Here is a 10,737-nt window from a genome sequence, read left to right as displayed (position 1 = left end):
CATGCTGCAACTGATTCTGGGCGGTGCCCGCTCGGGTAAAAGTCGTCTGGCTGAAAAGCTGGCGGCCGAGTCCGGCTGTGCCGTCACCTACATAGCCACCAGTCAGCCGCTGGACGGTGAGATGAACGAGCGCGTGCGCCATCATCGCGAACGCCGTCCAGAACATTGGGCGCTTATCGAAGAGCCGATTGAACTGGCCCGCGTGCTGCGTGAAAACGCTCGCGCCGATACTTGCCTGTTGGTGGACTGCCTGACCCTGTGGCTGACCAACCTGCTGATGCTTGAAGACCTGCAGCGCCTGAATACCGAGCGCGATGCGCTGCTGGAATGCCTGGCTGATTTGCCGGGCGAAATTGTGTTTGTCAGCAACGAAACCGGAATGGGTGTCGTGCCGCTGGGCGAATTGACTCGCCGCTATGTCGATGAAGCCGGTTGGTTGCATCAAGCCCTGGCCGAGCGCTGTCAGCGAGTCGTGCTGACAGTGGCGGGCCTGCCCCTGACGTTGAAAGGAACTGCACTATGAGCACCCCTTGGTGGCTGAACCCCTGCAAGCCCGTTGACCGTGACATGCAAGCGGCCGCGGCCGAGCGTCAGCAGCAACTGACCAAACCCGCAGGCTCCCTGGGCCAGCTTGAGGCCCTGGCGGTGCAACTGGCCGGTTTGCAAGGGCGGCTCAAACCCCGTGTCGATCAGTTGTGGATCGGGATTTTTGCAGGTGATCACGGTGTGGTCGCCGAAGGTGTGTCGGCCTATCCGCAAGCGGTCACCGGGCAAATGCTGCACAACTTTGTCAGTGGGGGGGCGGCAATCAGCGTGTTGGCCCGCCAATTGGGCGCGCAGCTGGATGTGGTGGACCTGGGCACGGTGACGCCGATGCTGGATCTGGCGGGGGTACGGCACTTGCAGTTGGGTGCGGGTACAACCAATTTTGCGACGGGCCCTGCGATGTCCGACGCTCAGGGTCTGAAAGCCCTGCAGGCCGGGCGCGACAGCGTGTTGCGGGCGCAGGCGGCGGGCAGCGAGGTGTTTATCGGCGGTGAAATGGGCATTGGCAACACGGCGTCTGCCAGTGCCGTGGCCAGTGCGCTGCTGGATTGCCCTGCCTCGCAATTGACCGGGCCAGGCACTGGTCTGGATGCAGCCGGTGTCAGCCACAAGGCGGGGGTGATTGACCGTGCACTGGCGTTGCATGCCGGTCACCTCGACGATCCATTGCAGACACTGTTTCGCCTGGGTGGCTTTGAAATTGCCGCCTTGGTCGGCGCCTATGTGGCCTGCGCACAGGAAGGCGTGGTGGCGGTGGTGGATGGCTTTATCTGCACGGTGGCGGCCATGGTCGCGGTGCGTATGAATCCTGACTGCCGCGCGTGGCTGATCTTCAGTCATCGCGGAGCTGAGCAGGGTCATCGCCATGTGTTGGAAAGCTTGCAGGCCGAGCCGTTGCTGGACCTGGGCCTGCGTCTGGGCGAGGGCAGCGGTGCTGCGTTGGCGGTGCCGTTGATGCGTCTGGCGTGTGATCTGCACGGGCAGATGGCGACCTTTGCCGAAGCCGCCGTGGCAGATCGTCCGGCATGACCGTGCAGCTCGATTTGCTGCGTCACGGCGAGACTGAGCTGGGTGGCGGTTTGCGCGGCAGCATCGACGATGCCTTGACGGCGCTGGGCTGGGCGCAAATGCGTGATGCCGTGAAAGGCCAGGGGCCGTGGGATCGCATCGTCAGCTCACCGTTGCAACGTTGCGCATTGTTTGCCCGAGAACTGAGTGAGCAGCTCGATCTTCCGGTGTCTATGGACAAGGATCTGCAGGAACTTCATTTTGGTGCGTGGGAAGGGCAGAGCGCGGCAGCGCTGATGGAGGTTGATGAGCAGGCCTTGGGCTTGTTCTGGGCCGACCCCTACGCCTTTACCCCACCCGACGGTGAGCCAGTGCTTGAGTTCTCGGCGCGGGTGTTGTCAGCCGTCAGCCGTTTGCAGCAGGACTTCGCAGGGCAGCGGGTGCTGGTGGTATGCCATGGCGGGGTGATGAAATTGCTGCTGGCTCAGGCCCGTGGCTTGCCTCGCGAGCAGTTACTGCAAGTGCCGGTGATCCACGGCGCACTGTTCGGGCTGCAGGTCGACGCCGATGGGCAGCTCACCGAGGCCAACAGGTGATGCTGCCTTTCTGGATTGCATTGCAGTTTTTAAGCAGCTTGCCGATTCGATTGCCGGGTATGCCGCAGCCTCAGGAACTGGGGCGTTCCCTGCTGTTTTATCCGCTGGTGGGTTTGCTGTTTGGCGGGCTGTTGTGGGGCCTGAGTGCGCTGCTGGCCGGTGCACCGCTGATGTTGCACGCGGCGTTGCTGCTGACGGTATGGGTGTTGCTCAGTGGCGGGCTGCATCTGGATGGCCTGGCTGACAGTGCAGATGCCTGGCTGGGGGGCTTTGGCGACCACGAGCGCACCCTGACCATCATGAAAGACCCCCGCAGCGGACCGATCGCGGTGGTGACGCTGGTATTGGTGCTGTTGCTCAAGTTCTGCGCGCTGCTCGCACTGATTGAGCAGCAAAACAGCGCGGTGCTTCTGGTCGCGCCGTTGATCGGGCGCAGCGCTTTGCTGGCCGTATTCCTGACGACCCCGTACGTGCGGGCCGGTGGATTGGGTCAGGCGCTGGCCGATCATTTGCCACGCAGGGCGGGATGGTGGGTGTTGGGGCTCAGTGCCCTGGGGTGTGTGGTGTTGGCCGGGTATGCCGGGTTATGGGCCCTGGTGCTGGCAACAGCGGGGTTTGTATGGCTGCGCCGGGTGGTGATGCGCCGTCTGGGGGGCACCACGGGCGATACCGCCGGTGCGCTGCTGGAGTTGCTGGAAGTGCTGGTGCTGGTGGGGCTGGCGTTGATCGTTGCTTGACCAGTTGCCAGTTTCACCAAGGTTGATCGCTCCGAGATAAATCTTGATTCTGTTTTATTGCGGGTATATACATACAAAATGTTACCAACTCAGTGTTTATGCACCAATCTGCGACGTGCTGCGCGTGGCGTGAGCAGGCATTACGACGGCGCTCTCGACGGCTTCGGGATCAACGTCGCCCAGTATTCTTTGCTGTGTAATCTCAAGCGGCTCGATCAACCCAGCATTTCCAGCCTGGCAGAAGCCATGGGGCTGGATCGCAGTACGTTGGGGCGTAACGTGCGGGTGCTTGAGGGCGCTGGTCTGTTGAAACTGATGGAGGGGGCTGATCAGCGTAATCGTCTGGTTTGCCTGACTCCGGCAGGGGACGAGTGCCTGAAGGCTGCCTTGCCTGCCTGGGAGGACGCTCAGCAGCGCTTGATGGATCGTTTGGGTGAAGCCAAGCGCGCACAACTGTTACAGCTATTGGATGAGTTGGCAGGCACTGACTAGAGTTCAGTCGCTCGATTATAAATGGGTATATACCCGCTCCCGGAGAACAACAATGACATCGGTGTGGCGCAACAGTGGATGGGTCCTTCTTGGCAGTGCGCTTATCCTGGCCCTGTCTTTGGGCGTAAGGCATGGGTTCGGGCTGTTTCTGCCTCCCATGAGCGCGCAATTTGGCTGGGGGCGTGAGGTGTTTGCCTTTGCCATTGCCTTGCAGAACCTGATCTGGGGCCTGGCTCAGCCTTTTACCGGGGCACTGGCAGACCGCTTTGGCGCGGCCAGGGTGGTAATCGTCGGGGGTGTGTTGTATGCGGTGGGGCTGCTGCTGATGGGGCTGTCGGATTCGCCGCTGTCACTGTCGTTGAGCGCGGGGCTGCTGATCGGGATCGGTCTGTCCGGTACTTCGTTCTCGGTAATCCTGGGTGTCGTCGGGCGCGCCTTGCCCGCAGAAAAACGCAGTATGGGCATGGGGATTGCCAGTGCGGCGGGGTCTTTTGGTCAGTTCGCGATGTTGCCAGGCACTTTGGGGCTGATTGGCTGGCTCGGCTGGTCGACCGCGCTGTTGGTCTTGGGTGTGCTGGTGGCGCTGATTGTGCCGTTGGTCAGCATGCTCAAGGATCGGCCGCTGCCCAATCTGGGTGGGGAGCAAACTCTCAAGGACGCATTGCGTGAGGCGTGTTCGCACTCGGGCTTCTGGCTATTGGCGTTCGGGTTTTTTGTCTGCGGCTTTCAGGTGGTCTTCATTGGCATCCACTTGCCGGCATATCTGGTGGATCAGCATCTCCCCGCGACAGTGGGTACGACGGTGCTGGCGCTGATTGGCCTGTTCAATATTTTTGGTACCTACACCGCCGGTTGGCTCGGCGGGCGCATGTCCAAGCCCCGTTTGTTGACGGCTTTGTACCTGGCCCGGGCGGTGGTGATCGGGTTGTTCCTGTGGGCGCCAGTGACGCAGTTCAGTGCGTATCTGTTTGGCATGGTCATGGGCTTTTTGTGGCTGTCGACCGTGCCGCTGACCAATGGCACGGTGGCAACCATGTTTGGTGTGCGTAACTTGTCGATGCTGGGCGGGATCGTATTTCTGTTCCATCAGCTCGGAGCATTCCTGGGCGGCTGGATGGGAGGTGTGGTCTATGATCAGACAGGTAGTTACGATCTGATCTGGCAGGTCTCGATCTTGTTAAGTCTGTTGGCGGCGGCGTTGAACTGGCCGGTGCGCGAGCGCCCGGTGGCCCGTTTGCAGGCGCAGGGGAGTATGGGGTGAATTCGACCTGGATATGGCTCGGCGCAGCCAGTACTGGAGTGTTGTTGCTGGCCCTGATCTGGTGGGGCTGGCATCAAGGCGGATTGGCGTTAATGCAGTTGGGCATGGGCGCTTGCTAGTGTGGTCTCGGGTGAGTAAGTTCTGAGCCTGCCTCTTTTTCAAGGACACCGATGATGCTTAAGCGCTGGATTGCGATGCCTGTACTGCTGTTAGCCTGCGCCGGTACGGTTTGGGCGGCGGACTGTCCACCCTTGCTGGAAGGCACGCTGCCTAAATTGCGGGCCAAGGAATCGATTGATCTGTGCCAGCGCTTTGCCGGTAAACCACTGTTGATCGTCAATACGGCGAGCTTTTGCGGCTTTGCGCCACAGTTCAAGGGGCTTGAGGCGCTGAACCAGCGCTACAAGGGCCAGGGGCTGGAGTTGATTGGTGTGCCGTCGGATGACTTCAAGCAGGAATCCAAAGATGGCGAAGAGACGGCCAAGGTGTGTTACGTCAATTACGGTGTGACTTTCACCATGATCGATCCGCAGCATGTGCGTGGGCCTGATGCGACGCACTTGTTCAAGGTGCTGGCAGAACAGAGCAGCGCGCCAAAATGGAACTTCTATAAATACGTGGTTGATCGTCAGGGCAATGTGATTGCCAGCTTCTCCAGCCTGACCAAGCCCGATAGCCCTGAATTGATAGAGGCGATCGATAAGGCGATTGCTTCAAAGCCCTGAAACGCACCCATTAAAAATCCCCGCCTCGGTAACGAGAGCGGGGATTTTTTTGATTCAGCGGGCGAGGCGGTTGGCCTCGCAGTGAATCAGAACTTGTAGGTTGCGCCTACTGCAAAGCCGTTTGCGCTGTTTTCATATTTGGAGCTGTAGTAGCTACCGATCTGAGGTTTGGCATCATCCACCTTGACCGACTCTTCCTTGAGGTAGGAGTAAGCCACGTCAATGCTCAGGTTGTCATTGACGGCATAACCGGCGCCCAGGCTGAAAATCGTACGGTCGCCGGTAGGGATACGAGGCGAGCGATTTTCATTGTTGGTAGGCGACTGATCCCAGGTCAGGCCAGTACGCAGTACCCACTGCTTGTTCAGCTGGTACGAGGTACCGATGGCGTATGCCCAAGTATCGTGCCAGTTTTGCTCTTCTTTAATCGTGGAGAAAAGAGCTGGGGCTGCACCACCACCGGCTGCAGCAGTAACGCCCTCGTTCTGGACGGTGATGTCTTTCAGGCGGCTCCAGCGAGTCCATGTACTACCTGCATAGACCTTCCACGCATCATTGATCTCTTGAGTAACCGACAGATCCCAGGATTCAGGGGTGTCGATTTTCAGTGTGGCGTCATAGCGGTTGCTTTTCAGGCGGGCGGCAGTGAACGGGTCGCTGCTGGCTGTGACGTTAGTGTGACCTTCGAGTTTGTATTTGACCTTGGAATGATAAGTCAAACCAACGCGCGTGGTATCAGTGGCTTGTACCAGGATGCCGGCGTTGAAACCTAGCGCGGTATCGTCACCCTTGATTTTTACATTGCTGTCGCCTGCCCCGGCCAGTGGGTTGGGGGTCAGTCTGACTTCGGACTCAAGCGTACCGGCGATGCGGTTGATGGTCGGACCGAAACCAATCGACACGCGATCATTGAAGGCATAGCTCACGGTTGGTTGCAGGGTAACAACCTTAACTTCGCTTTTGCTGCCAAAGCCGCGGCCCTGGAAGCTGCTTTCATAGTCTGTTACTAGACCGAAAGGTGCATAAACACCGAAGCCTACAGCCCACTCGTCGTTGAGCTTGTTAGTGTAAAAGCCCATAGGCACCGCAGTGAACGGAACCATGTCGCCTTTATTGGTGCCGGAGATACTGCCTCGGGCATCCTTGATGTCGGTCGAAGCGTCGATCACGGCGATACCGCCAGTCACTTGCTGGCCGCTCAGGCGGGACATACCGGCAGGGTTACCAAAAACGGTACTTGCATCGTCGGCAGAAGATGAACGACCTGCGAAACCGGTCCCCATACCGCTTACGCTTTGTTCGTTAAGTGCGAAGCCACTAGCGAAAATCTGGCTGGAAGCCAAAGTGACAGCGAGGCCAAGTGTGGTCTTGAGCATTACTTTTTTCATTATTAGAACTCCTTATGATCACCGGACGAAAACTACCAACATTTTTGTGGAAGCGCTATAGGCTAAATCGCAGAAGATAGCGATGTTTTGTAGGACAATCCGACCGGTTTCAGGCTTTTTGCAGATTATTGCAAGTGATGGAAATCTCAAGCCACTTGGTTGAGAGGTGTAACGCAGGTGCGCCAAGCATGGGCGAAATCTCGCAAACGTCCATGTGGCTCAAAGGCTTGGCGCCAAATTCTTGCCATGCCCAGCAGGTCATCTGCTGAGGGGATGGCTATTTTTTGCTGTTCGATCAGCAGCCAGGCAATGGCTGTGGCGTACCGCAAATTAACCGTGAGCTCCAGGTGAGGGCTGCACAGGAATGCATGCTGACTGGCCAGTCCACGTACCAGGCTCGCCAGGTCCGGGTCGTGGGCCAGGTACTGATCCCACAGGGCGGTATGGCGAGGTTCGCGTATGCAGTAGAGCCCGTGACCATGACGATCATGCAGGGCCGAGCCTAAATTTGACTGGCTGGCTGCAATACCCAGCAACAAAGCTTCTGCATCCGGGTTGTCCTGCCCCAGATACAGAAGCGTTGGTCGAATCACGTAATGGCTCAACTCCCTGGCGGCGATACCCATAAAGTCCTCGAGGCCCGAAATGACCAGCGATACCCCATGGCTTGGCAGCTGTGAATCGAAAGGGTTCGCTGGAAGCGGAACGTACCGCTCAAGTTGAAGTGTAGTGTCATATCTTTGCTGTAACGGCCTGTTTTTAAAACATTTAAAGCTTCGGGCCGTTGGCTATATATCCGCAAGGACTTAAGCGATGCCGAATGTTTCTTAAATAGAAGGCAACAAAAAGCCCTGCGGATCAGGCAGGGCTTGTTGTGTAACGCTCAAGCTTTCAGGCGATAAGGGCCTGACGAGTACGCTCGATCACAGCTTGCAGGGGTTCTGCGCTGGAGTATTGGTCAGGGTACAGGCGCTCGCTGTGACGCGCGATGCCGTGTTCGTTGACCAGGGTGAAGCTGAAGCATCCTTTGCGAGCGGCCATAATCAGGCAGTTCATTGGAGCAAAGGCGTTGGTTAGGGTGCGAATGGCATCCTGAGTATGGATTTGAGTAGACATAGTTATTAGGTGTTCCTACAAATGACACGGATTCAGATCCGTGCTGCGTTAAAACGTTCCAGTGACGTCGAGCCATTCTTTGGCTGGACGAAGAACCTGACTGGAACAAAGCCGCCAGTTGGAGCGCATTAATTATGTGGCGCTTGGGCTGGCAGGTAGGTACTTAGGAGGGCAGGCAATCACAACTGGAGCTAAGGTTCCGTGCTCCGGGTGAAGATCCTGATCAATTTGCAGGTTGGTTCGGTCAGAGTAAAAGAACTTCGCGATACCCTGTGCGTTTGTGCAAAGGCCGTATCGTCGCAAGTTTTACCTGGAAACCATCTAGGGGGTCGATCCCGTTTTGTCAGCGCTGCTTTGCTTTACGCAAGGTGGCTGGGAGGATTTGTTCGGCCCGAATTGACTTTCAGCTTGGTACTAACGCTGCGGATACTAACGGCTTGAAATGTTAAACGCAAGTGTGCTAGAAAAAATACTTTCTGTAGCCTTGGTTCAAGATGGGATAAATCATCTGGCCGCAGCGTGATCAGGTAGCGTTTTTGTTTGGTAGTAGTACATTTTTGGGAGTTTTCCTGGGGGCGTAAAGCTTGGATTGTTGCCCAAATATCTGCAAAACATCGCTCTGTCGCGGTGCGCTGGCCGACAGGTTGTGCTCTTTAAAGGCCCGAATTCCTGCTCTGAATGTGAACTTGTGCACATTTGCAGTGCTGCGGGCAAAATCAGCGCAGATACCCGTGTGTTCGTCCTCCTAGCCTGTCTGGTAAATTTAAGTCAATGAAAAACATCGTTTTTTTTAATTGGTGAAAAAATCGACAGTTTGACCCGAGGCCCCGTAGGGTGGGCCTTTGCGGGGGTTAAACTTGGGTTGTCCACTGACTTATCCACAGGATCTGTGGATTGTCCCGAGCGCTTGCTCTAGATCAAGGGTGTAGACTTTTTTCGACTTTACCCAAAGAAAAAAAGGAGTAGAGTGGCGCGCCTTCTGTTCTGCCCACAGTGTCGTATGAAGTTCCGCACAGCTACTTCCTCTGTTACTCGCTCAAATACCTCCAATGATGCCCCCAAGCGCTTTTCTTTGCGGGTGGCTATCTGGTTGCTGGATAACCCGCGTCTGGGTGCCAACCCAAGCATCCAGCACGTTGCCGGACATTTGCTCAAACAGCCCGCGCGCCAGGGTGTCGTGCTGGCCCAGAGCCGATTGGGGCAATTGATGTGCCGTGAATGCGGCAGCGCCCGTGATCAGCGTATCGGCCATGAACTGTTGCGTCAGGCCGCCCGTGCTGGTGATCGTCTGGCACAGCAGGAACTGAACAAGACCGAAGACTGAACTGTCTTCGGTGCCGTCTGTTGAGTACCCTTGATCTTTTACCTCGCGTGGAGGGGTTATGGCCCTGGATCTGAGCAGTCTGTTGCTTGGCTTGGCAGTAGCAGGTGTGCCATTGCTGGCGCTTGTCTGGCAGTTGCAACGCCGTGCCAGCGGTCATCATGCTGAGCTTGCGTTGATCGGTGAGCGCTTGAGTACGGCTCAGTTGGCCCAGGAAGGCCTGAGTGCCCAACTGGATGCCTGTCGCGATGAGATCAGTGATCTTGGGCATGCCAATGCAGCCAAGCAGGCAGAGCTGGCCGCGCTGCGTCGAGAGGTCGAGTTGTTGCAGGTTGAGCGCGATAATGGGCGCGATGCAGCTCACGCCTGGAACCTGGAGCGCAATCAAAAAGAAGTCGAGCTGCGTCGCCTGGATGCCCATGCGTCTGCGCTGGCTGCCGAGTTGCGCGAGCAGCAAGACAGCCATCAGCAGCGACTCAATGACCTGCAGGGTTCACGTGATGAACTGCGGGCTCAATTTGCCGAGCTGGCGGGCAAGATCTTCGATGAGCGCGAGCAGCGTTTTGCGGAGACGAGTAATGAACGCCTTGGACAACTGCTCGATCCGCTGAAAGAGCGCATCCAGTCGTTTGAAAAGCGTGTTGAAGAGAGTTATCAGCAGGAGTCGCGAGAGCGTTTCTCCCTCGGCAAAGAGCTGGAGCGCTTGCAGCAACTGAATCTGCGATTGAGTGATGAGGCGACCAACCTGACTCGCGCCCTGAAAGGCCAGAAAACCCAGGGCAACTGGGGTGAGTTGATTCTGGAACGGGTGCTGGAGCACGCAGGGCTTGAGAAAGGCCGTGAATATCAGACCCAGGTGAGCCTCAAGGGCCCCGACGGCGAGCGTTTCCAACCAGATGTGCTGATCATGTTGCCGGGTGACAAGCAGGTTGTAGTCGATTCCAAGGTTAGCCTGACGGCGTATCAACAATATGTAGCCGCAGATGACGACGTGATTGGGCAGGCGGCACTCAAGCAGCACGTGCTGTCGCTGCGCAATCATGTAAAGGGCCTGGCCGGCAAAGACTACAAGCGTCTGGAAGGGCTCCACAGTCTGGATTTCGTCTTGTTGTTCGTACCGATCGAGGCGGCATTTTCGGCGGCGTTGCAAGCCGAGCCGAACCTGTTCCAGGAAGCTTTTGATCGTCATATCGTGATCGTCAGCCCCACCACCCTGCTTGCCACCTTGCGAGTGATCGACAGCCTCTGGAAGCAGGAGCGTCAAGGCCAGAATGCCCGTGAAATTGCCGAGCGCGCCGGTTGGCTGTACGACAAATTCGTATTGTTTATTCAGGATCTGGATGAGGTAGGCAATCGCCTTCAGCAGTTGGACAAAGCCTACAGTTCAGCACGAAACAAGCTGACTGAAGGGCGAGGCAATCTGGTCAGCCGCAGCGAGCAGCTCAGGTTGCTGGGCGCTCGGGCCAGTAAAAGCTTGCCTGCCGATTTGCTGGAGCGAGCCATGACCGACGCTGATGGCGTGGCGCATCCTGCGGAGTAAGGCAAGC

The 10,737-nt window shown here is 57.4% G+C and carries 13 protein-coding genes; 10 read left to right on the top strand and 3 right to left on the bottom strand.

Annotated features, from left to right (window positions below; all coding sequences use genetic code 11):
- The first annotated feature begins 1 nt into the window (after nucleotide 1).
- From cobU to KO536_RS00245, 8 genes are all read left to right on the top strand, one after another.
- A complete protein-coding gene (gene cobU, locus KO536_RS00275; protein WP_219260715.1) occupies nucleotides 2-523 on the top strand; it encodes a bifunctional adenosylcobinamide kinase/adenosylcobinamide-phosphate guanylyltransferase in 522 nt (173 codons plus the stop codon).
- Nucleotides 520-1,575, top strand: a complete 1,056-nt coding sequence (cobT, locus tag KO536_RS00270; protein ID WP_219260713.1) for a nicotinate-nucleotide--dimethylbenzimidazole phosphoribosyltransferase — start codon at nucleotides 520-522, stop codon at nucleotides 1,573-1,575. Before cobU ends, cobT begins: the two co-directional genes overlap by 4 nt.
- Nucleotides 1,572-2,150 carry an alpha-ribazole phosphatase family protein gene (cobC, locus tag KO536_RS00265; RefSeq protein ID WP_219260712.1) on the top strand — a complete coding sequence of 193 codons (579 nt, stop codon included), beginning with the start codon at nucleotides 1,572-1,574 and terminating at the stop codon, nucleotides 2,148-2,150. The genes cobT and cobC overlap by 4 nt, the downstream gene beginning before the upstream one ends.
- Nucleotides 2,150-2,887, top strand: a complete 738-nt coding sequence (locus KO536_RS00260; RefSeq protein WP_219260711.1) for an adenosylcobinamide-GDP ribazoletransferase — start codon at nucleotides 2,150-2,152, stop codon at nucleotides 2,885-2,887. The genes cobC and KO536_RS00260 overlap by 1 nt, the downstream gene beginning before the upstream one ends.
- A 78-nt stretch (nucleotides 2,888-2,965) precedes the next feature.
- Nucleotides 2,966-3,379 carry a MarR family winged helix-turn-helix transcriptional regulator gene (locus KO536_RS00255; RefSeq protein WP_133075733.1) on the top strand — a complete coding sequence of 138 codons (414 nt, stop codon included), beginning with the start codon at nucleotides 2,966-2,968 and terminating at the stop codon, nucleotides 3,377-3,379.
- Between the two features lie 52 nt (nucleotides 3,380-3,431).
- Nucleotides 3,432-4,640, top strand: a complete 1,209-nt coding sequence (locus KO536_RS00250; RefSeq protein WP_133075732.1) for an MFS transporter — start codon at nucleotides 3,432-3,434, stop codon at nucleotides 4,638-4,640.
- The gene (locus tag KO536_RS24160) at nucleotides 4,637-4,759 is read left to right on the top strand and encodes a hypothetical protein (protein ID WP_257622754.1); all 123 of its coding nucleotides are present in this window, start codon (nucleotides 4,637-4,639) and stop codon (nucleotides 4,757-4,759) included. The genes KO536_RS00250 and KO536_RS24160 overlap by 4 nt, the downstream gene beginning before the upstream one ends.
- A gap of 54 nt (nucleotides 4,760-4,813) precedes the next feature.
- Entirely contained in the window at nucleotides 4,814-5,365 is a 552-nt protein-coding gene (locus KO536_RS00245) for a glutathione peroxidase (RefSeq protein ID WP_219260710.1), read from the top strand.
- A gap of 86 nt (nucleotides 5,366-5,451) precedes the next feature.
- Here KO536_RS00245 and KO536_RS00240 read toward each other — a convergent pair whose 3' ends face one another.
- The 3 genes from KO536_RS00240 to KO536_RS00230 form a co-directional block, all read right to left on the bottom strand.
- Nucleotides 5,452-6,753, bottom strand: a complete 1,302-nt coding sequence (locus KO536_RS00240) for an OmpP1/FadL family transporter (RefSeq protein ID WP_133075730.1) — start codon at nucleotides 6,751-6,753, stop codon at nucleotides 5,452-5,454.
- A 146-nt stretch (nucleotides 6,754-6,899) separates the two neighbouring features.
- Nucleotides 6,900-7,379, bottom strand: coding sequence for a hypothetical protein (locus tag KO536_RS00235; protein ID WP_219260709.1), 480 nt, complete (start codon nucleotides 7,377-7,379; stop codon nucleotides 6,900-6,902).
- Nucleotides 7,380-7,644: 265 nt separating this feature from the next.
- Complete coding sequence (locus KO536_RS00230) at nucleotides 7,645-7,869, bottom strand: hypothetical protein (RefSeq protein ID WP_019407963.1); 225 nt, start codon at nucleotides 7,867-7,869, stop codon at nucleotides 7,645-7,647.
- Between the two features lie 1,000 nt (nucleotides 7,870-8,869).
- On the opposite strand from KO536_RS00230, the gene KO536_RS00225 reads away from it, so the two are divergent.
- Together KO536_RS00225 and rmuC are read left to right on the top strand one after the other, a co-directional pair.
- A complete protein-coding gene (locus KO536_RS00225; RefSeq protein ID WP_133075728.1) occupies nucleotides 8,870-9,193 on the top strand; it encodes a sel1 repeat family protein in 324 nt (107 codons plus the stop codon).
- Nucleotides 9,194-9,365: 172 nt separating this feature from the next.
- Nucleotides 9,366-10,730 carry a DNA recombination protein RmuC gene (gene rmuC, locus KO536_RS00220; protein ID WP_219260989.1) on the top strand — a complete coding sequence of 455 codons (1,365 nt, stop codon included), beginning with the start codon at nucleotides 9,366-9,368 and terminating at the stop codon, nucleotides 10,728-10,730.
- Nucleotides 10,731-10,737: the final 7 nt, after the last annotated feature.

This window comes from Pseudomonas sp. NKUCC02_KPG (assembly GCF_019345465.1).
In the GTDB taxonomy this organism is placed as follows: domain Bacteria; phylum Pseudomonadota; class Gammaproteobacteria; order Pseudomonadales; family Pseudomonadaceae; genus Aquipseudomonas.
The sequence above is the reverse complement of the archived record's forward strand: the minus strand, read 5'-3'. Positions and strand labels throughout refer to the sequence as shown.

Coding starts and splice junctions, on each gene's coding strand:
- KO536_RS00250 (WP_133075732.1), top strand. CDS start 3,432: ATGACATCGGTGTGGCGCAACAGTGGATGGGTCCTTCTTGGCAGTGCG.
- KO536_RS00240 (WP_133075730.1), bottom strand. CDS start 6,753: ATGAAAAAAGTAATGCTCAAGACCACACTTGGCCTCGCTGTCACTTTG.
- KO536_RS00260 (WP_219260711.1), top strand. CDS start 2,150: ATGCTGCCTTTCTGGATTGCATTGCAGTTTTTAAGCAGCTTGCCGATT.
- cobU (WP_219260715.1), top strand. CDS start 2: ATGCTGCAACTGATTCTGGGCGGTGCCCGCTCGGGTAAAAGTCGTCTG.
- KO536_RS00225 (WP_133075728.1), top strand. CDS start 8,870: ATGAAGTTCCGCACAGCTACTTCCTCTGTTACTCGCTCAAATACCTCC.
- cobC (WP_219260712.1), top strand. CDS start 1,572: ATGACCGTGCAGCTCGATTTGCTGCGTCACGGCGAGACTGAGCTGGGT.
- KO536_RS00230 (WP_019407963.1), bottom strand. CDS start 7,869: ATGTCTACTCAAATCCATACTCAGGATGCCATTCGCACCCTAACCAAC.
- KO536_RS00245 (WP_219260710.1), top strand. CDS start 4,814: ATGCTTAAGCGCTGGATTGCGATGCCTGTACTGCTGTTAGCCTGCGCC.
- KO536_RS00235 (WP_219260709.1), bottom strand. CDS start 7,379: ATGGGTATCGCCGCCAGGGAGTTGAGCCATTACGTGATTCGACCAACG.
- KO536_RS00255 (WP_133075733.1), top strand. CDS start 2,966: ATGTTACCAACTCAGTGTTTATGCACCAATCTGCGACGTGCTGCGCGT.
- cobT (WP_219260713.1), top strand. CDS start 520: ATGAGCACCCCTTGGTGGCTGAACCCCTGCAAGCCCGTTGACCGTGAC.